Source organism: Pseudomonas sp. A (assembly GCF_056270345.1).
The window spans coordinates 1,432,616-1,451,483 of sequence record NZ_CM149873.1 but is presented as its reverse complement, the minus strand read 5'-3'; the positions used below and the strand labels follow the sequence as shown (position 1 = coordinate 1,451,483).

19 protein-coding genes are annotated in these 18,868 nt (G+C 64.7%); 5 read left to right on the top strand and 14 right to left on the bottom strand.

Going from position 1 to position 18,868, the window contains the following annotated elements; all coding sequences use genetic code 11:
* Positions 1-83 precede the first annotated feature (83 nt).
* Together AC0MAZ_RS06535 and AC0MAZ_RS06530 are read right to left on the bottom strand one after the other, a co-directional pair.
* Positions 84-845 (bottom strand): YdcF family protein, encoded by a 762-nt coding sequence (locus AC0MAZ_RS06535; protein WP_475860707.1) that lies wholly within the window; start codon positions 843-845, stop codon positions 84-86.
* A 126-nt stretch (positions 846-971) separates the two neighbouring features.
* A complete protein-coding gene (locus AC0MAZ_RS06530) occupies positions 972-1,286 on the bottom strand; it encodes a hypothetical protein (protein WP_110737917.1) in 315 nt (104 codons plus the stop codon).
* Between the two features lie 240 nt (positions 1,287-1,526).
* Here AC0MAZ_RS06530 and leuS point away from each other — a divergent pair, with 240 nt between their 5' ends.
* The 5 genes from leuS (at position 1,527) to AC0MAZ_RS06505 (ending at position 7,568) form a co-directional block, all read left to right on the top strand.
* Positions 1,527-4,133, top strand: a complete 2,607-nt coding sequence (gene leuS / locus AC0MAZ_RS06525; protein WP_203648157.1) for a leucine--tRNA ligase — start codon at positions 1,527-1,529, stop codon at positions 4,131-4,133.
* 62 nt (positions 4,134-4,195) lie between these two features.
* A complete protein-coding gene (locus AC0MAZ_RS06520; RefSeq protein WP_203648158.1) occupies positions 4,196-4,801 on the top strand; it encodes an LPS-assembly lipoprotein LptE in 606 nt (201 codons plus the stop codon).
* A gap of 37 nt (positions 4,802-4,838) precedes the next feature.
* Positions 4,839-5,876, top strand: coding sequence for a DNA polymerase III subunit delta (gene holA, locus AC0MAZ_RS06515; RefSeq protein WP_069016289.1), 1,038 nt, complete (start codon positions 4,839-4,841; stop codon positions 5,874-5,876).
* A 152-nt stretch (positions 5,877-6,028) separates the two neighbouring features.
* The gene (gene arfA / locus AC0MAZ_RS06510) at positions 6,029-6,193 is read left to right on the top strand and encodes an alternative ribosome rescue factor ArfA (RefSeq protein ID WP_028690395.1); all 165 of its coding nucleotides are present in this window, start codon (positions 6,029-6,031) and stop codon (positions 6,191-6,193) included.
* A 61-nt stretch (positions 6,194-6,254) separates the two neighbouring features.
* Positions 6,255-7,568 carry a lytic murein transglycosylase gene (locus AC0MAZ_RS06505; protein WP_475860702.1) on the top strand — a complete coding sequence of 438 codons (1,314 nt, stop codon included), beginning with the start codon at positions 6,255-6,257 and terminating at the stop codon, positions 7,566-7,568.
* 120 nt (positions 7,569-7,688) lie between these two features.
* Here the strand turns inward: AC0MAZ_RS06505 and AC0MAZ_RS06500 are convergent, their stop codons facing one another.
* The 12 genes from AC0MAZ_RS06500 to nadD form a co-directional block, all read right to left on the bottom strand.
* Positions 7,689-8,627 (bottom strand): S66 peptidase family protein, encoded by a 939-nt coding sequence (locus AC0MAZ_RS06500; RefSeq protein ID WP_475860700.1) that lies wholly within the window; start codon positions 8,625-8,627, stop codon positions 7,689-7,691.
* 102 nt (positions 8,628-8,729) lie between these two features.
* Complete coding sequence (gene lipA / locus AC0MAZ_RS06495) at positions 8,730-9,746, bottom strand: lipoyl synthase (RefSeq protein ID WP_028690392.1); 1,017 nt, start codon at positions 9,744-9,746, stop codon at positions 8,730-8,732.
* A 2-nt stretch (positions 9,747-9,748) separates the two neighbouring features.
* The gene (gene lipB / locus AC0MAZ_RS06490; protein WP_203648160.1) at positions 9,749-10,396 is read right to left on the bottom strand and encodes a lipoyl(octanoyl) transferase LipB; all 648 of its coding nucleotides are present in this window, start codon (positions 10,394-10,396) and stop codon (positions 9,749-9,751) included.
* Entirely contained in the window at positions 10,396-10,671 is a 276-nt protein-coding gene (locus tag AC0MAZ_RS06485) for a DUF493 domain-containing protein (RefSeq protein ID WP_011535839.1), read from the bottom strand. The genes lipB and AC0MAZ_RS06485 overlap by 1 nt, the downstream gene beginning before the upstream one ends.
* Positions 10,672-10,744: 73 nt before the next feature.
* Positions 10,745-11,905, bottom strand: a complete 1,161-nt coding sequence (locus AC0MAZ_RS06480; RefSeq protein ID WP_203648161.1) for a D-alanyl-D-alanine carboxypeptidase family protein — start codon at positions 11,903-11,905, stop codon at positions 10,745-10,747.
* 265 nt (positions 11,906-12,170) lie between these two features.
* Positions 12,171-13,169 carry a septal ring lytic transglycosylase RlpA family protein gene (locus AC0MAZ_RS06475; protein ID WP_203648162.1) on the bottom strand — a complete coding sequence of 333 codons (999 nt, stop codon included), beginning with the start codon at positions 13,167-13,169 and terminating at the stop codon, positions 12,171-12,173.
* On the bottom strand, positions 13,170-14,180 hold the full coding sequence (mltB, locus tag AC0MAZ_RS06470; RefSeq protein WP_203648163.1) for a lytic murein transglycosylase B: 1,011 nt from the start codon (positions 14,178-14,180) through the stop codon (positions 13,170-13,172). It abuts the gene before it with no gap.
* 17 nt (positions 14,181-14,197) lie between these two features.
* Positions 14,198-15,301, bottom strand: a complete 1,104-nt coding sequence (gene rodA / locus AC0MAZ_RS06465; protein WP_203652712.1) for a rod shape-determining protein RodA — start codon at positions 15,299-15,301, stop codon at positions 14,198-14,200.
* A 38-nt stretch (positions 15,302-15,339) separates the two neighbouring features.
* Positions 15,340-17,238: a penicillin-binding protein 2 gene (mrdA, locus tag AC0MAZ_RS06460; RefSeq protein ID WP_475860696.1), complete on the bottom strand. Its 1,899-nt coding sequence runs from the start codon at positions 17,236-17,238 to the stop codon at positions 15,340-15,342.
* Between the two features lie 17 nt (positions 17,239-17,255).
* The gene (rlmH, locus tag AC0MAZ_RS06455; protein ID WP_023631106.1) at positions 17,256-17,723 is read right to left on the bottom strand and encodes a 23S rRNA (pseudouridine(1915)-N(3))-methyltransferase RlmH; all 468 of its coding nucleotides are present in this window, start codon (positions 17,721-17,723) and stop codon (positions 17,256-17,258) included.
* Positions 17,724-17,732: 9 nt separating this feature from the next.
* Positions 17,733-18,164 carry a ribosome silencing factor gene (gene rsfS / locus AC0MAZ_RS06450; RefSeq protein WP_203648165.1) on the bottom strand — a complete coding sequence of 144 codons (432 nt, stop codon included), beginning with the start codon at positions 18,162-18,164 and terminating at the stop codon, positions 17,733-17,735.
* 44 nt (positions 18,165-18,208) lie between these two features.
* Entirely contained in the window at positions 18,209-18,868 is a 660-nt protein-coding gene (gene nadD, locus AC0MAZ_RS06445; protein WP_203648166.1) for a nicotinate-nucleotide adenylyltransferase, read from the bottom strand.

Here is an 18,868-nt window from a genome sequence, read left to right as displayed (position 1 = left end):
CGTACATGCACAGATCGCGGGGCCGCCTTGCGGCCCTTTCGCGGCACGAGGCCGCTCCTACAGAGGGCCGTGTGCGCTGGGCATCAGTAGAACAACCGATACCCCAGCAAACCCACCGCTTCATTCAGCAACTGCCCGCTCTGCCACATGGCCCGGCTTTCCGGCAGCAATCCCGCGAACGGTCTTGCATGATCGCGCCCGAGGAAACCCACCGGCGCCGGCACCACCTCGAACCCGGCCCGTTCAAAGCTCCAGCGTGCACGCTGCATGTGCCAGGCCTGGGTCACCACCACCACCCGCCGGATGCCCAATGGCTGCAACACCTTCGCGCTGAACTCGGCGTTTTCCCAGGTGGTGTGGCTGGCTTCCTCCTTCCAAGTGACCTTCACAGCGAAATCGGCCTGTAGCCGATCAGCCATCAGCTGAGCCTCGCTGGGTGGCGTGCCATAGTGCAGGCCACCACTGGTCAGCACCGGCAATCCCGAGGCCTTGGCCAGGTGGGCGGCATAGCGCATGCGCTCCAGTGCCACGTAGGTCGGCTGGTCAGTACCGGCCCACGCCGGATCACCGCGCTCGCGCCCGGCGCCCAGAACCACAATGGCATCGGCCCTGGCCGCCAGACCTGTCCATTCATCCGCCATCAACGCAGGTTCTGTTTCAAGGGCCCGGGCCACCTGCTCGACGGTCAACGGCAGACTCATCAGCCACAAACCACCCACGCCCAGGGCAAAGCAGGCCGCCGCCAGGCGTGGACGGCGACGGCGCCACCACCAGGCGACCAGCAACAGCAGGAACAGGATGCCGGGCGGCATCAGCCATTGTTTGATGAAAAAGCGGATCGGCATCACACACCTCCATGGAAGGCGTGCAGCCTAAGAGGATCGGCACCGGGCCTCAAGGGCAACCGGCGCCGATCGATGCGTGCATTGTGAAAAACCGGCGCGTAGTACCGCGCCTGCAACCCTGAACGGCTATCGGGACGGCAACGTCCTGGAGCTGGCTGGGGCGCCGGAGCGCTTGCGGTCCTTGAGCCAGACGATCCTGGCCGAGGACGGCTCCGGTTGCGGGTAGGCACCGGCACTGGCAAAACGGCCCTCCGGGAGGGATTCCAGGTAGGCCTTGATGACCTCGAACTCGGCATGGCTCAGGCCACGCAACTCCAGTTCGGCAGGCATCTCGTCGCGCAATCGCACCGAGGTCCGGGCCACTTCGAGTGCCAGGCCCAGGCGGTCGATCAGGCGTTCGTAAAGCTCCGGCTTGTTTGCGGTTAGTTGCGACTCTCCCATCCGTTCACCTCATTGAAGGTAAGAATATCTCCCCCCACAGATGAGCTTAGCGTCACTCGCAAAAGCGGCCGGGCGCTGCGACCAACGGCCCGCGCGACGGGCGATGCAATCAGGGTTTCCCACGACGCGCGGCGCTCATGTATGCTACGGCGTTCACTCTCATAAGATCCCGGAGTGCCGGACGCAGCGAGGTCGAGCTGCCTGGAACATGTCTCTTATTCCTCTCAATACAAAGTAGCCATGCACGAACAATACACGCCCCGTGATGTAGAAGCCGCCGCCCAGAATGCCTGGGACGAGCAACAATCGTTCGCTGTCACCGAACAGCCAGGCAAAGACACGTACTACTGCCTATCGATGTTCCCGTACCCGAGCGGCAAGCTACACATGGGCCATGTGCGCAACTACACCATCGGTGACGTGATCGCCCGCTACCAGCGCATGCTGGGCAAGAACGTCCTGCAACCGATGGGCTGGGACGCTTTCGGCATGCCGGCGGAAAACGCCGCGATGAAGAACAACGTCGCTCCGGCCAAGTGGACCTACGAGAACATCGACTACATGAAGACCCAGCTCAAGAGCCTGGGTCTGGCCATCGACTGGTCGCGTGAAGTCACCACCTGCAAGCCGGACTACTACCGCTGGGAGCAGTGGCTGTTCACCCGCCTGTTCGAGAAAGGCATCATCTACCGCAAGAACGGCACCGTGAACTGGGACCCGGCGGACCAGACCGTACTGGCCAACGAGCAGGTCATCGACGGCCGTGGCTGGCGTTCGGGCGCGCTGATCGAAAAGCGCGAAATCCCGATGTACTACTTCCGCATCACCGACTACGCCGACGAGCTGCTGGAAAGCCTCGACGAGCTGCCGGGCTGGCCTGAGCAGGTCAAGACCATGCAGCGCAACTGGATCGGCAAGTCCCGCGGCATGGAAGTACAGTTCCCGTACGATCAGGCCAGCATCGGCCACGAAGGCACCCTGAAGGTCTTCACCACCCGTCCCGACACGCTGATGGGCGCCACCTACGTCGCCGTCGCCGCCGAGCACCCGCTGGCCACCCAGGCGGCCCAGGGCAACCCGGCGCTGCAAGCGTTCATCGACGAGTGCAAGAGCGGCAGCGTTGCCGAGGCCGACATGGCCACCCAGGAGAAGAAGGGCATGGCCACTTCCCTGTGCGTCGAGCACCCGCTGACCGGCGAGAAGCTGCCGGTATGGGTCGCCAACTACGTGCTGATGCACTACGGCGATGGCGCCGTGATGGCCGTGCCGGCCCACGACGAGCGCGACTTCGAGTTCGCCCACAAGTACAACCTGCCGGTCAAGGCAGTGGTGCGCACCAGCGTCGGCGACGAAGTCGGCAGCGAGTGGCTGGCCGCCTACGGCGAGCACGGCCAGCTGATCAACTCCGGTGAATTCGACGGCCTGGACTTCCAGGGCGCCTTCGACGCCATAGAAGCCGCGCTGATCCGCAAGGACCTGGGCAAATCCCGCACCCAGTTCCGCCTGCGCGACTGGGGCATCAGCCGCCAGCGCTACTGGGGCTGCCCGATCCCGATCATCCACTGCCCGTCCTGCGGCGATGTGCCGGTGCCGGAAGACCAGCTGCCGGTCACCCTGCCAGAAAACGTGGTGCCGGACGGCGCCGGTTCGCCACTGGCGCGGATGCCCGAGTTCTACGAGTGCACCTGCCCGAAATGCGGCAGCGCGGCCAAGCGCGAAACCGACACCATGGACACCTTCGTCGAGTCGTCCTGGTACTTCGCCCGCTATGCCTCGCCGAATTACGACAAGGGCCTGGTCGATCCGAAAGCCGCCAACCACTGGCTGCCGGTGGACCAGTACATCGGCGGCATCGAACACGCGATCCTGCACCTGCTGTACGCGCGCTTCTTCCACAAGCTGATGCGTGACGAAGGCCTGGTCACCTCCAACGAGCCGTTCAAGAACCTGCTGACCCAGGGCATGGTCGTCGCCGAAACGTACTACCGTGTCGCCAGCAACGGCGGCAAGGACTGGTTCAACCCGGCCGATGTCGAGATCGAGCGTGACGCCAAGGCCAAGATCATCGGCGCGCGCCTGAAGACCGACGGCCTGCCGGTGGAGATCGGTGGCACCGAGAAGATGTCGAAATCGAAGAACAACGGTGTCGACCCGCAGTCGATGATCGAAGCCTACGGCGCCGACACCTGCCGCCTGTTCATGATGTTCGCCTCGCCACCCGACATGAGCCTGGAGTGGTCCGACTCCGGCGTCGAGGGTGCCAGCCGCTTCCTGCGCCGTGTCTGGCGCCTGGCCCAGGCCCATGTGGCCCAGGGCCTGCCGGGCCAGCTGGACATCGCCGCCCTGAGCGACGAGCAGAAGGTCATCCGCCGCGCCATCCATGCCGCCATCAAGCAGGCCAGCACCGACGTGGGCCAGTACCACAAGTTCAACACCGCCATCGCCCAGGTGATGACCGTGATGAACGTGCTGGAAAAGGCGCCACAGGCCAGCGCCCAGGACCGCGCCCTGCTGCAGGAAGGCCTCGAGGCCGTCACCCTGCTGCTGGCGCCGATCACCCCGCACATCTCCCACGAGCTGTGGAAGGCGCTGGGCCACGACCAGGCGGCAATCGACGCGGCCTGGCCGACGGTCGACGAAAGCGCCCTGGTGCAGGACACCGTGACACTGGTGGTGCAGGTCAACGGCAAGCTGCGTGGCCAGGTCGAGATGCCGGCCGCCGCCAGCCGCGAGGAAATCGAAGCCGCCGCCCGCAACAACGAGAACGTCCTGCGCTTCACCGACGGCCTGACCATCCGCAAGGTCATCGTCGTACCGGGCAAACTGGTCAACATCGTCGCCAACTGATGGCAACGCCCGCCTGCACACCCTGCAGGCGGGCGTAATCGGTCCACGAGGGAGCAACACACATGATCAAACGCAATCTGCTGGTAATGGGCCTGGCTGTCCTGCTCAGCGCCTGCGGTTTCCAGCTGCGCGGCACCGGCACCACCGAGCTGACCATCAAGGAACTGGACCTCAGCGCACGCAACGCCTATGGCGAAACGGTCACCCAACTGCGCCGCACACTGCAGAACAGTGGCGTGAAGGTCTATACCGGCGCACCCTATAAGCTCGTGCTCACCAACGAGCAGGAATCCCAGCGTGCCGCCACCTACAGTGGTGGCAACCGCTCGGCGGAGTACGAGCTGACCGTCGTGCTGAACTACGCGGTCGAAGGCCAGAACGACACGATCCTGCTGGAAGACAAACTGCAGGTGCAGAAGTATTACGTGTACAACGGCAACAACATTACTGGTTCCGGCCAGGAAGCCGTCCAGGTACGCCAGGAAATCCGTCGTGACCTGGTACAAGGCATGATGGTCCGCCTCCAGCAATTGACCCCGGCACACCTCGACGACCTGCAGCGCAAGGCCAACGAGCGTGCCGAAGCCGAAGCCCGGGCCATGCAGGAAGCCCAGCGCATCCAGGACGAGACGCCCCAGCAGTCGCCGCTGGAAGTCCCGGCTCCCTGAGCCTGATCGGGGCACCTCAGGTGCCCCGCCTCTCCCCATGAAGCTCGCTCCCGCCCAACTCAACAAGCACCTGCAAGGCCAGCTGGCGCCCGTCTACATCGTCAGCGGCGACGATCCGCTGCTGTGCCAGGAGGCCGCCGACGCCATCCGTAGCGCTGCTCGGCAGCAGGGTTACGACGAACGCCAGGTATTCAGCGCCGACGCCAACTTCGACTGGGGCAACCTGCTGCTGGCCGGCGCCAGCCTGTCACTGTTCGCCCAGCGCCGCCTGCTGGAACTGCGCCTGCCCTCGGGCAAACCCGGCGACAAGGGTGCCGCCGCGCTGATGGAATACTGCGCCAACCCGGCCGAGGACACGCTGCTGCTGATCAGCCTGCCCAAGCTCGATGGCAGTGCGCAGAAGACCAAGTGGGGCAAGGCCCTGATCGAAGGCGCGCACTGCCAGTTCATCCAGATCTGGCCGGTGGACGCCCAGCAGTTGCCACAGTGGATCAACCAGCGCCTGTCCCAGGCCGGTCTTTCGGCCCAGCGAGACGCCGTCGACCTGATCGCCGCCCGGGTCGAGGGCAACCTGCTGGCCGCCGCCCAGGAGATCGAGAAGCTCAAGCTGCTGGCCGAGGGTAACCAGATCACCGTGGAGACCGTCCAGGCCGCCGTCGCTGACAGCGCCCGCTTCGATGTCTTCGGCCTGGTGGATGCCATTCTCAACGGCGAGGCGGCCCACGCCTTGCGCATGCTCGAAGGGTTGCGCGGCGAAGGTGTCGAGCCTCCGGTGATTCTCTGGGCCCTGGCCCGCGAGCTGCGCCTGCTGGCAGGGCTTGCACAGCAGTTCAGCCAGGGTGTGCCACTGGACAAGGCGTTCAGCCAGGCACGCCCCCCGGTGTGGGACAAACGCCGCCCGCTGGTGAGCAAGGCCTTGCAGCGCCTGTCAGCTCAGCGCTGGGCCATGTTGCTGCAGGATGCCCAGCGTATTGATGCGCAGATCAAGGGGCAGGCAGAGGGCTCGCCCTGGACCAGCCTGGCGCGGTTGTCGCTGCTGATGGCCGGACAGCGATTGGCACTGCCTGCCGAGTAAAACCCATCGCGGGTCAAGCCCGCTCCCACAAAGATGTCGTGGGAGCGGGCTTGACCCGCGATCAGGCCCGCCGCCATAAACACAATCAATTGGCTCAGGTAGCGCTACAGGCCTAAAGTGCGCGCGCCATCCACCCAGACCGGGAACCCACCATGAGCAAGAAACCGAAAAAGCACGGCCCCAACAAGGCCAAGTCCATCGTCGCCCAACCGCTGTTCCGCTGCCGCCAGGAACGACCGGAAAAAGGCAAAGGCAGCTACCGCCGCGAAGCCTTCCAATCGAGAGATTGGGAGGCTTCCTGCTTTATGGCGGCATGAAAGGCATGAAATGCGCAGGCATGGTATGGTCGGCACCTGACCTGCAATTCTGGATCTGTGCATGCCCTCTCGTCTCACTCTCCGCTGGCAACCCCGCCAGCTGATCGCGGCCACAAGCTTCATCCTGCTCGTCGCCTGCGCCGAGAAACCCACCGCCGCCGACGCCCTGCCGCTGGCGCCCGCCCAGCCCGCCCCCGTCGCCACCCTGCCCGGCACCGCGCCCGAGGCCAACGGTGAAATCCAGCCCCTGCAGACCTTCGCCCAATGGCAGGCCGGCTTCCGCCAACAAGCCCTGCAAGCCGGTATCAGTGCCAGCCTGTTCGACCGCGCCTTCCTCGGCGTCACCCCGGACATGGACGTGATCAAGGCCGACCGTAGCCAACCCGAGTTCACCCGCCCGGTGTGGGAGTACCTGGACGGCGCCCTGTCGCCGCTACGCGTGCGCAACGGCAAGAAACTGCTCGAGCAGAACGCCGATCTGCTGACCCGCATCGAACAACGCTACGGTGTCGATCGCCAGGTTCTGGTCTCGGTATGGGGCATGGAAAGCAACTTCGGCCAGTTCCAGGGCAGCAAGTCGGTGATCCGCTCACTGGCCACCCTGGCCTATGAGGGCCGGCGTCCGCAGTTCGCCCAGGACCAGCTGATCGCCGCCCTGCAGATCCTGCAGAACGGCGATATCCAGCCCGATGCGATGCGTGGCTCCTGGGCTGGCGCCATGGGCCAGACCCAGTTCATCCCGACCACCTACCTGACCCACGCCGTGGACTTCGACGGTGACGGCCGTCGCGACATCTGGAACAGCACCGCCGACGCCCTGGCCTCCACCGCGCACTACCTGCAGGCGTCCGGCTGGAAACGTGGCCAACCCTGGGGCTTCGAGGTGCAGGTGCCCGCCGACTTCGACTACTGGCTGGCCGATGGCAGCCAGCGCAAGAGCGTCAACGAGTGGCTGCAGCTGGGCGTGAAACTGCCGGCCGGCACCACCCTGCCAACCGGCAGCGACCAGCTGCCCGCCGCCCTGTTGCTGCCCGCAGGTGCCAAGGGGCCAGCATTCCTGGTACTGGACAACTTCCGCGCCATCCTCAAGTACAACAATTCGTCGTCCTACGCGCTGGCGGTGAGCCTGCTGGGGGATCGTTTCTCCGGATGGGGGTTCATTGCCGGCAGCTGGCCGAAAGAGGACCTGCCGCTGAGCCGCAGCGAGCGAATCGAGTTGCAGACCTTGCTCAATGCCAACGGGCATGAAGCAGGCAATCCGGATGGGATCATCGGCGCCAATACCCGCAAGGCAATCCGCAATGCGCAGCAGGCCCAGGGTTGGCCGGCGGATGGTTATCCGACCCACAAGCTGCTTGATAGCCTGCGCCGCTAGAGAGCGCAGAGGGGCGCTTTGCGCCCCTTTCGCGGCACAAGGCCGCTCCTACAGGCGATTGCAATCCCCTGTAGGAGCGGCCTCGTGCCGCGAAAGGGCTGCAAAGCAGCCCCGGCGATCTCAACCCCTGAACAGATCCTGCAACAGCACCAGACTCTGCTCTTCAGCATCCAGTCGCACACTTGCCCCCATCGGCAAGCACACATTCGGATCACAGTGCCCACTGCGCCACCCGGCCAGCACCGGCACCCCGAGCGGGCCGAAGATGTCCAGCAGCAGCGGCGTCATCGCCGCCACCGTAATCCCGGCAAAGTCCCCCACCAGCACCCCTCGCACCCCTTCCAGCTTGCCGGCCAGGCGCAGTTGGGTCAGCAGTCGGTCGACACGGTAGAGCGGCTCGTTGACGTCCTCGATGAACAGGATGCTGTCCCGGGTGTCGGCTTCCGCCAGCGTCCCCAGCGTGGAGCCGAGCAGCGACAGGTTGCCGCCAACCAGACGCCCGCTGGCAATCCCGGGCACCACGCTGGTGAGCGGGAACTCGACAGGGTGGTCAATCGCATCACCCGCCCCCAGCCGCCCCCGTAGCTGTCCGAACAGTGAGCTGACGGTGGGCTCGAGCTTGCCCCCCAACAGGTCGGCATTGAGCATTGCGCCATGGAAGGCCAGCATCCCGGCATGTCGGTTGAGCGCCGAATGCAGGGCGGTGATGTCGCTGTAACCCACCAGCGGCTTGGGATGGCGTCGGATCAGTTCGAAGTCGATGCGGTCCAGCAGGCGCATGCTGCCGTAACCGCCGCGCATGCACAGGATGGCGTCGATGTCCGGGGCGCTGAATGCATCGTGCAGGTCACGCAGGCGTTGCTCGTCGCTGCCGGCAAGGTAACCGTCCGCCTGCAGCACCCCAGGGTAGATGCGGCACTGCTGGCCACGGCTTTCGAACCACTGACGAGCCTTGTCGGTGTCCAGCCGCGCCGGCCCGGCCGGGGCGACGATGGCGAAACGGGCGTTGTCAGGCAAGGCCTTGGGCAACAGGTATTCAGCAGTTTCCAGGCAATTCATCGCGCCACTCCTTGCAGCTTGTCGCTTGAAACAGATCGCTCAAAAACAAAAATGCCGATGCCGCCTTCCGGCGCGCATCGGCATGTCCCGCTCAAGCCCGGTTCAGAGCTTGATCTTGGCTTCGTGGGCCTGCTGGTCGGCGTGGTACGACGAGCGCACCAGCGGGCCGGAGGCGACGTTCTTGAAGCCCATCTTGTAACCTTCCTCGGCGAACCAGGCGAAGGTGTCCGGGTGCACGAAGCGCTGTACCGGCAGGTGGTTGCGCGACGGCTGCAGGTACTGGCCGAGGGTCAGCATGTCGATGTCATGCTCGCGCATGCGGTGCATGACCTCGATCACCTCGTCGTCGGTCTCGCCCAGGCCCAGCATCAGGCCGGACTTGGTCGGCACATGCGGGACCATCTGCTTGAACTTCTGCAGCAGGTCCAGCGACCAGTCGTAGTCCGAGCCCGGACGCGCGGCCTTGTACAGGCGCGGCACGGTCTCGAGGTTGTGGTTGAACACGTCCGGCGGCGTCTGTGCGGTGATTTCCAGCGCCACGTCCATGCGCCCGCGGTAGTCCGGCACCAGGGTCTCCAGCTGGACGCCCGGCGACAGCGCGCGGATTTCGCGGATGCAATCGGCGAAGTGCTGGGCACCGCCGTCACGCAGGTCATCGCGGTCCACCGAGGTGATCACCACGTACTTAAGACGCAGGTCGGCGATGGCGATGGCCAGGTTCTTCGGCTCGTCCAGGTCCAATGGCTTCGGACGGCCGTGGCCGACATCGCAGAACGGGCAGCGACGGGTGCAGATGTCGCCCATGATCATGAAGGTCGCGGTGCCGCCGGAGAAGCACTCGCCCAGGTTCGGGCAGGAGGCCTCTTCGCACACGCTGTGCAGCTTGTGCTTGCGCAGCAGTTGCTTGATGCGGTCGACCTCCGGCGAAACCGGGATGCGCACGCGAATCCAGTCAGGCTTTTTCGGCAGTTCTTCGGTGGGGATGATCTTCACCGGGATGCGCGCCACCTTCTCGGCGCCGCGCAGCTTCACGCCGGCCTCGACTTTCTTCGGCGCAGGGCGCGGGGTCACGTCTTGCGTGGGGATCAGGTTCGGCACGGCTTCTTGCACAGTTGTCATAATCAGTCGATTCCGCCCGTCAGGGTCGTCTGCTCAGCATAGTCGAGGTGCCTGACCAGCTGTCCGCGCAGCCTTGTCCTGACCTCGTCAAGTTCGATCGGGCCTGCCAGGTCGCGCAGCTGGGTCATGGCCAGCCCCGCATACCCACAGGGGTTGATTCGGCGGAATGGCGCAAGGTCCATGTCCACGTTCAGGGCAAGGCCGTGGAAGGAACGACCGTTGCGGATTCGAAGGCCAAGGGACGCGATCTTCGCGCCATCGACGTAGACGCCCGGGGCATCGGGCTTGGCCACCGCCTGCACGCCGTAGCTGGCGAGCAGGTCGATGAGCGTCTGCTCGATGCGACTGACCAGCTCGCGCACGCCGATGCTCAGGCGCCGCACATCCAGCAGCAGGTAGGCCACCAGTTGGCCGGGGCCGTGATAAGTGACCTGGCCACCGCGATCGGTCTGTACCACCGGGATCTCCCCCGGGATCAGCAGGTGCTCGGCCTTGCCGGCCTGGCCCTGGGTGAAGACCGGCGGGTGCTCGACCAGCCAGACTTCGTCCTGGCTGTCCGGGCCGCGGTGCTCGGTAAAGCGGCGCATGGCCTGCAGCACCGGTTCATAGGGCTGCAGGCCAAGATCGCGAATACCGAGCACGCCGGACATCACAGCACCATTTTCACGATGCCGGTGGCACGCAGGGCACTGTTGATGTCGTGCAACTGGTTTTCGCTCTCGGCAACGATATGCAGTTGCACCGTGGTGTACTTGCCTTCCTTGCTCTGGCGCTCGGCCAGGGTCGACAGGTCGACCTTGGCGTGCTTGCTGAGGATCTCGATCACGGTGTCGCGGAAACCGACAACGGTGTCACCGATCACCTTGATCGGGTAGTCCTCGCAGGGGAATTCGATCTTGTGCGACTTGACGTCTTCTTCGCTCATGGCGGAAACGGCCTCGTAAGCCGTGGCAGCAACATCGCCCCCGCCTGGTTCACGGGGGCGCGCTGGTCACGTATCAGTTGAACAAACCGTAGAAGAACAGGCGGATGCTATCCCACATACGGCCGAAGAAACCAGCTTCCTCCACGCCGTCAAGGGCGATGAGGTCGGCGCTGTGAACCACTTTCTCGTCCAGTTTGACTTCCACTTTGCCGATCACGTCACCTTTGGCGATCGGAGCGGTCAGTTGCGGGTTCATGGTCATCGAAGCCTGGAGGCGCTTCAATTGGCCTTTAGGCATGGTCATGGTCAGGTCGTTGGCCAGGCCGGCTTTCACCTGGTTGGTCGCGCCTTTCCATACCTGGGCCTGGGTCAGCTCGGTGCCTTTCTGGTAGAAGGTCTGGGTTTCGAAGAAGCGGAAACCGTAGGTCAGCAGCTTCTGGGTCTCGGCGGCGCGGGACTGCTCGCTGTTGGTGCCGAACACCACGGCGATCAGGCGCTGGCCGTCACGCACGGCCGAGGCGACCATGCAGTAGCCGGCTTCGTCGGTGTGGCCGGTCTTCAGGCCATCGACGGTCTTGTCGCGCCACAGCAGCAGGTTACGGTTCGGCTGCTTGATGTTGTTCCAGAAGAACTCTTTCTGCGAGTAGATGGCGTAGTGCGCCGGATCTTCGTTGATGATCGCGCGTGCCAGCAGGGCCATGTCGTGGGCCGAGGAGTAGTGCTCGGGGTTCGGCAGGCCGGTCGGGTTCATGAAGTGGCTGTTGGCCATGCCCAGGTCGGTGGCGGTCTTGTTCATCATGTCGGCGAAAGCGTCTTCGCTGCCGGCGATGTGCTCGGACAGGGCGACCGAGGCGTCGTTGCCGGACTGGATGATGATGCCGTGCAGCAGGTCGCTGACGGTGACCTGGCTGCCGACCTTGATGAACATGCGCGAACCACCGGTGCGCCAGGCGTTCTCGCTGACGGTGACCGGGTCGTTCTCGCCGATCTGGCCGCGACGGATGTCCAAGGTGGCGATGTAGGCGGTCATCAGCTTGGTCAGGCTGGCCGGCGGCAGGCGCTCGTCACCGTTGTTCTCGACCAGCACGTTGCCGCTGGACGCGTCCATGAGTACGTAGGACTTGGCGGCCAGTTGCGGTGGTGCCGGCATCATCTGCTCCGCTGCGAAGGCAGCAGGCATGATCATCAGCAGAACGGGCAGGCAAAGTCGTTTGGCAAGGTTGGTGATGTTCATCCGTCTCTCGTAAATCGCTAATGGTCTGATGTTCCGTGGGCAAGTTCGTTTGCCCAGCGCCCCGTCAGTCTAGTTTTATGGCCGGTGGCCTGGCCCGACAGTGCGACGTAATGCCGCTGCGGGCAAAAGCGGGCATTGTACATGTCATTGCCCGGCAATTCATGAACAAACCGACAGATCGGCGTGTCGATTCATCGCGGGGCAAGCCCGCTCCCACGCCGTCTGCAATGCGGGACGTGGGAGCGGGCTTGCCCCGCGATTGGTCTCAATCAGTGACGACCTTGGCCTGACCGAGGTTCGCCAGGCGAATGCTGTCCTGCGCCTGCTGGATCTCGCCCTGGCTGTTGATCGGCCCCAGGCGCACCCGGTGCAGGGTCTGCTGGTTACGCACCACGGAGCTGATGAACACCGGCGCGCTGACCATGGTGCTCAGCTTCGAGCGCAGCAGCTCGGCGGCATCCGGGTTGGCGAATGCGCCCACCTGCAGGATGCTGCCGCCACTTGCGTTCGGCACATTGTTGCCGCCCACCTGCACCGGCACCACCGGCGCCGCGTGCTGCTGCGGTGGCGGGGTCCACTGCTCGACCCGGCCGGTGCTCGCGGCAATCGGCTGGGCCTGGGCCACCTGCGGTTCCTTGAGCACCATCGGCGGCTGCTGGCCACGCTGGGCCCACCATTGCTGCGGGTCGATCCCTTCGACGCGCACGTGCGCGGTGCCGGTCTCGGCATAGCCGAGCTTCTTCGCCGCGGCGTAGGACAGGTCGATGATACGGTCGGAATAGAACGGGCCACGGTCATTGACCCGCAGGATCACACTGCGGCCGTTGGCCAGGTTGGTCACTCGCACATAGGCCGGCAGGGGCAGGGTCTTGTGCGCCGCGCTCATGCCGTACAGGTCGTACAGCTCGCCGTTGGCGGTGTTCTGGCCGTGGAACTTGGTGCCATACCACGACGCGGTGCCTTCGGCGCGGTAGTTGCGCGAGTCCTGCATCGGGTAGTAGGTCTTGCCCAGCACCGTGTAGGGGTTGGCCTTGTAGTTGCCAGTGTGCACGGTCGGCGTGGCGTCGGGGATCTTGTTGACGTCCACGTCCCACCAGGGCGCGCCGTCCTTGTGCGCACGATTGATGTCCAGGCCCGGCTGCGCGCGCACGGTGTTGCCGCTCTGCGGGGTGGAGGGCCGGCTCGACGAGCAGCTGGCCAGCACCAGGCCGACAGCGACGCAGGTGAGCAGTTTTGCGGTATTGACGGTGAAAAATTCGCGCATTTACTTGACGCCCCGTGCCAGAACCAGCTGTTCGGAAAGCTGATGCACCGCCATGGCATACATCACGCTGCGGTTGTAGCGAGTGATCGCGTAGAAGTTTTTCAGGCCCATCCAGTACTCGGGGCCATCGGCGCCTTCCAGGCGGAAGGCGGTGACCGGCAGATCATCGCGCAGCGCATCATGACCCGACCAGCCCAGCGCCCGCAACTGCGCGACCGTCCTGGTCGGCTCGATGCCGGTGGTCAGGCCTTCGTCGACCCGTGCGCCGGCCACGCTGGCGCGGCTGACCACAGGTTCCCCGGGTACCCAGCCATGACGCTTGAAGTAGCTGGCGACGCTGCCGATGGCATCGTCCGGGTTGTTCCAGATATTGATGTGGCCGTCGCCGTCGAAGTCCACGGCATAAGCGCGGAAGCTGCTCGGCATGAACTGCGGCAGGCCCATGGCGCCGGCATAGGAGCCCTTGAGCGTGAGCGGATCAAGCTGCTCCTCGCGGGCCAGCAGAAGGAACTCGCGCAGCTCCTTGCGGAAGAATTCGGCCCGTGGCGGGTAGTCGAAACCGAGCGTGGACAGGGCATCGATGACCCGGTAGTTGCCGGTGTTGCGACCGAAGAAGGTTTCCACGCCGATGATCGCGACGATGTACTGCGCCGGCACGCCGTATTCCTGTTCGGCGCGGGCCAGCACGGCCTCGTGCTGGCGCCAGAAGTCCACACCGCGGGCGATGCGCGCGTCGGTGATGAACATCGGGCGGTATTCCTTCCACGGCTTGACCCGCTCGGCCGGCCGCGATATCGCATCGAGGATCGCCTGCTTGCGCTGCACCTCGCGGAACACGCCCATCAGTTGCTCGCCGGCGAAGCCGTAGTCGCGAGTCATCTCGCCAACGAACTCGGCCACCTGGGGCGAGCCGTCGTAGTCACCGGCATTGGCCTGCTGGATTGCGCCGAGCAGCCCCACTGCGCCGAAGAACGGCGCCAGGCGGGCAGCCCAGCCACGCACTGCTTGCATGAAATTCTTCACCTTTTTCAAACCTGTGCAATCCATTTACGGTGCGTATGGATCGACATCAGAACGCCAAACGCTGACAGCAGCGTCACCAACGAAGTTCCGCCATAGCTGATGAAGGGCAGCGGCACGCCCACCACGGGCAGTAGGCCGCTGACCATACCGATATTGACGAACACATAAACAAAGAAGGTCATGGTCAGGCTGCCCGCGAGCAGCTTGCCGAACAGGGTCTGGGCCTGGGCGGTGATCATCAGCCCGCGGCCGATCAGCAGGATGTAGATCAGCAGCAGCAGGCAGATGCCGACCAGGCCGAACTCCTCGCCGAGCACGGCGATGATGAAGTCGGTGTGGCTTTCCGGCAGGAAGTCCAGGTGCGACTGGGTGCCCAGCAGCCAGCCCTTGCCGAACACCCCGCCCGAACCGATCGCCGCCTTGGACTGGATGATGTTCCAGCCGGTGCCCAGCGGGTCGCTTTCCGGGTCGAGGAAGGTCAGTACGCGCTGCTTCTGGTAGTCGTGCATGACGAAGAACCACATCGCCACCGCCACCGGCACCGCCGCGGCAATCACGCTGACGATCCAGCGCCAGCGCAGCCCGCCCATGAACAGCACGAAGGCACCCGAGGCGAGGATCAGCAAGGCCGTGCCCAGGTCAGGCTGGCGCACGATGAGGATGAACGGCACGCCGATCAGGACCAGGCTGATCGCCACATGCTTGAGCTGCGGCGGCAACGTGCGCTTGGCCAGGTACCAGGCGATGGTCGCCGGCATGATGATCTTCATGAATTCCGAGGGCTGGAAACGGATCACCCCGGGAATGTTGATCCAGCGCGTCGCGCCCATGGCGTTGTGGCCCATGACGTCCACCACGATCAGCAGGAACACCCCGGCCAGGTAGGCCAGCGGCACCCAGCGCGCCATGAAGCGCGGCTCGAGCTGGGCGATGATGAACATCGACACCAGGCCGATGCCGAAGGAACTGGCCTGCTTCATCAGCAGGTCCCAGTTCTTGCCGCTGGCCGAATAGAGCACGAACAGGCTGCCGGCGGCGAGCGTCAGCAGGATGAGCAGCAAGGGGCCGTCGATGTGGATGCGCTGCAGGAAGCTGGCGCGCCTGCGCATCACGTCCTCGCTGGAGAGCATGCGGTCGAAGTTGTTCTTCACGGGGCCGATTCCTGGGCGACTGTGGCGGGGGCGAACTCGGGCTTGAGCCGGCCGTTCTCGTCAAGCAGCCAGGCATCCATGACCTGGCGCACCACGGGGGCGGCGACGCCGGAACCGGACTCGCCGTTCTCGACCATCACCGAAACCACGATCCTGGGATCGTCGGCCGGGGCGAAGGCGACGAACAAGGCGTGGTCGCGGTGGCGTTCCTGGAGTTTGTTGCGGTCGTACTTCTCACCCTGCTTGATCGCCACCACCTGGGCCGTGCCGCTCTTGCCTGCGATGCGGTACTGCGAGCCGATGGCGGCCTTGCGGGCGGTGCCGCGGGCGCCGTGCATCACCTGCTCCATGCCGTGAGTGACCCTGGCCCAGTCAGACTTGTCGCGCAGGACGATGTTTTCCATGGGGTTCTCGTCCACCGGGGGCTGGCCTTCGATGGTCTTGGCCAGGTGTGGACGATTCCACACGCCTTTGTTGGCGATCAGCGCGGTGGCCTGGGCCAACTGCAGCGGTGTGGTCTGCATGTAGCCCTGACCGATGCCAAGGATCAGGGTTTCGCCGGGGAACCAGGCCTGGCGGCGGGTGGCGCGCTTCCACTCACGGGACGGCATCAATCCGGGCGACTCTTCGAACATGTCCAGGGCGACCTTCTGCCCGATACCGAACTTGTTCATGTAGCTGGACAGCCGATCGATCCCCATCTTGTGCGCAAGATCGTAGAAGTACGTGTCGTTTGACCGCATGATCGCCACATCCAGATCAACCCAGCCATCGCCGGTGCGGTTCCAGTTGCGGTATTTGTGATCGTAGTTGGGCAGTTGGTAGTAACCCGGGTCGAACACCCGGCTGCCCGCCGTCACCACGCCACTGTCGAGGCCGGCAATCGCCACTGCCGGCTTGATGGTCGAGCCGGGCGGATAAAGACCGCGCAGCACACGGTTGAACAGCGGCCGGTCGATCGAGTCGCGCAGTTCGGCGTAGGCCTTGAAGCCGATGCCGGTGACGAACAGGTTGGGGTCGAAGCTCGGCTGGCTGACCATCGCCAGCACCTCGCCGGTGCGCGGGTCGAGGGCGACGATGGCGCCACGGCGCCCGCCCAGCGCCTGCTCGGCGGCTTCCTGCAGCTTGATATCCAAGCTCAGCACGATATCCTTGCCCGGCTTCGGGTCTGTGCGCTTGAGCACTCGCAGCACGCGGCCACGGGCGTTGGTCTCGACCTCCTCATACCCCACCTGGCCGTGCAGCTCGTCTTCGTAGAAGCGCTCGATGCCGGTCTTGCCGATGTGGTGGGTGCCGCTGTAATTCACCGGGTCGAGGCTCTTGAGTTCCTTCTCGTTGATCCGCCCGACGTAGCCCACCGAATGGGCGAAATGCGCGCCCTGGGGGTAGTGGCGAACCAGCTGCGCCGCTACTTCCACGCCGGGCAGGCGGAACTGGTTGACCGCGATGCGGGCAATCTGCTCTTCGTTGAGCTCGAACAGGATCGGCACCGGCTCGAACGGCCGGCGCCCCTGCTTCATGCGCTTCTCGAACAGGGCACGGTCGTCGGGAGTGAGCTCGAGCACCTCGACGATCACGTCCAGCACTTCCTGCCACTTGCCGGCATTGCCGGCGCGTTCGCGGGTCATCACCAGGCTGAAGCTGGGGCGGTTGTCCGCCACCACCACGCCGTTGCGGTCGAAGATCAGCCCACGGGTCGGCGGGATCGGCTGCACATGCACCCGGTTGTTCTCCGACAGCGTCGAGTGATAGTCGTACTGGATGACCTGCAGGTAATACAGCCGGGCGATCAGCACGCAGACGAGCAGCACCACCGCCACGGCGCCCACGACGACGCGGTTGCGCACCAGGCGGGCGTCTTTTTCGTGGTCCTTGAGGCGGATCTGCTGCGGCATCGGAGAGGCTTACAGGTTCATTTGTGGTAGGGATGCCCGGACAGCACGGTCCAGGCGCGGTAGATCTGCTCGCCGATGAGTATCCTTACCAACGGGTGCGGCAACGTCAGCGGCGACAGCGACCAGCGCTGTTCGCTGCGCGCGCAGACTTCCGGCGCCAGCCCTTCCGGGCCGCCCACCATCAGGTTGACCGTACGCGCGTCCAGGCGCCAACGGTCCAGCTCGCCCGCCAGTTGCTCGGTGCTCCAGGGCTTGCCATGGACCTCGAGGGTGACGATGCGTTCCCCAGGCTGCACCTTGCTCAGCATCGCCTCGCCCTCCTGACGGATCAGGCGGGCGACATCGGCGTTCTTGCCGCGGGTGTTCAGCGGGATTTCCACCAGCTCCAGCGCAAGCTCCGGGGGCAGGCGCTTGGCATACTCATGCCAGCCTTCCTCGACCCACTTGGGCATGCGCGAGCCGACCGCGATCAGACGCAGACGCACGGCGCTTCCTTATTCCCGGTCTTTGAGCTTGTCGGTGAAGTAGTCGCTGGCGTTTTCCGGACTGTGGTGCTTGGCATCGGCGGCACGGCTCTGCTCGGCACCCAGCCACAGGCGCTCCAGGTCGTAGAACTGGCGGGCAGCGGCGGTCATCATGTGCACGATGACGTCGTTCAGGTCCAGCAGGACCCAGTCGCTGTCGCCCTTGCCTTCTTCACCCAGGGGTTGCGCACCCTCTTTCTTCACCGCTTCACGGACCTTTTCCAGCATCGCGTTGATCTGGCGATTGGAGGTACCGGTGGCAATGATCATGTAGTCGGTCAGGCTGTGCTTTTCGCGCACGTCGATGACCTGGATGTCCTGGGCCTTGACGTCTTCCAGGGCGCTGATGGTCAGTTTGACCAGCTCTTCGCCACTGATGCCATTGATTTTCTGCTTGGTCATATAAAACTCGTTCAACTCATTGATTGAGGCGCCAGCGGGCGCCGTCAGTTGGACACACGATACAGGTCGTGTGCCTCGATATAGGCCAGTACTGCGTCCGGCACCAGGAACCGCACCGACTTGCCGCTGGCCAGCAGCTGCCGGATTTGCGTGGCGGACACCGCGAGCGGGGTCTGCCAGACGAACGAAATGTGCCCCGCCGGGCCGGACATGGCGGTGGGATCGCTCTCCGAGCGCGCCGCCAACAGGTTGCGCAACTCGTCAGGGGGTTCGACATCGGCATCCGGGCGCTGCAGCACCAGGATGTGACAGTGTTGCAGCAGCTCTTCCCAGCGATGCCAGCTGGGCAGGCCGCAGAACGCGTCCCAGCCCAGCACCAGGAACAGCTGGTCGTGCACGTTCAATTCAGAGCGGATCGATTCGAGCGTGTCGATGGTGTACGACGGTTTGTCGCGGGCCAGTTCACGGGCATCGACACTCAGGCAATCAACCCCGGCCACCGCGCCGCGCACCATGGCCAACCGATCCTGGGCCGACACCAGCGGCGTGTCGCGGTGCGGCGGGCGGGCGTTAGGCAGCAGGCGCAGCTCGTCCAGGCGCATGAACTCGGCCACTTCCAGCGCGCTGCGCAGGTGACCGATATGCACCGGATCGAAGGTACCGCCGAGAATGCCGATACGCCGGACTGCCACAGCGTTGCTCAA

Bases quoted from the DNA above. Each gene is read 5' to 3' on its own strand.
- AC0MAZ_RS06535 (WP_475860707.1), bottom strand. From the start codon at position 845: ATGCCGATCCGCTTTTTCATCAAACAATGGCTGATGCCGCCCGGCATC.
- AC0MAZ_RS06530 (WP_110737917.1), bottom strand. From the start codon at position 1,286: ATGGGAGAGTCGCAACTAACCGCAAACAAGCCGGAGCTTTACGAACGC.
- leuS (WP_203648157.1), top strand. From the start codon at position 1,527: ATGCACGAACAATACACGCCCCGTGATGTAGAAGCCGCCGCCCAGAAT.
- AC0MAZ_RS06520 (WP_203648158.1), top strand. From the start codon at position 4,196: ATGATCAAACGCAATCTGCTGGTAATGGGCCTGGCTGTCCTGCTCAGC.
- holA (WP_069016289.1), top strand. From the start codon at position 4,839: ATGAAGCTCGCTCCCGCCCAACTCAACAAGCACCTGCAAGGCCAGCTG.
- arfA (WP_028690395.1), top strand. From the start codon at position 6,029: ATGAGCAAGAAACCGAAAAAGCACGGCCCCAACAAGGCCAAGTCCATC.
- AC0MAZ_RS06505 (WP_475860702.1), top strand. From the start codon at position 6,255: ATGCCCTCTCGTCTCACTCTCCGCTGGCAACCCCGCCAGCTGATCGCG.
- AC0MAZ_RS06500 (WP_475860700.1), bottom strand. From the start codon at position 8,627: ATGAATTGCCTGGAAACTGCTGAATACCTGTTGCCCAAGGCCTTGCCT.
- lipA (WP_028690392.1), bottom strand. From the start codon at position 9,746: ATGACAACTGTGCAAGAAGCCGTGCCGAACCTGATCCCCACGCAAGAC.
- lipB (WP_203648160.1), bottom strand. From the start codon at position 10,396: ATGTCCGGCGTGCTCGGTATTCGCGATCTTGGCCTGCAGCCCTATGAA.
- AC0MAZ_RS06485 (WP_011535839.1), bottom strand. From the start codon at position 10,671: ATGAGCGAAGAAGACGTCAAGTCGCACAAGATCGAATTCCCCTGCGAG.
- AC0MAZ_RS06480 (WP_203648161.1), bottom strand. From the start codon at position 11,905: ATGAACATCACCAACCTTGCCAAACGACTTTGCCTGCCCGTTCTGCTG.
- AC0MAZ_RS06475 (WP_203648162.1), bottom strand. From the start codon at position 13,169: ATGCGCGAATTTTTCACCGTCAATACCGCAAAACTGCTCACCTGCGTC.
- mltB (WP_203648163.1), bottom strand. From the start codon at position 14,180: ATGCAAGCAGTGCGTGGCTGGGCTGCCCGCCTGGCGCCGTTCTTCGGC.
- rodA (WP_203652712.1), bottom strand. From the start codon at position 15,301: ATGCGCAGGCGCGCCAGCTTCCTGCAGCGCATCCACATCGACGGCCCC.
- mrdA (WP_475860696.1), bottom strand. From the start codon at position 17,238: ATGCCGCAGCAGATCCGCCTCAAGGACCACGAAAAAGACGCCCGCCTG.
- rsfS (WP_203648165.1), bottom strand. From the start codon at position 18,164: ATGACCAAGCAGAAAATCAATGGCATCAGTGGCGAAGAGCTGGTCAAA.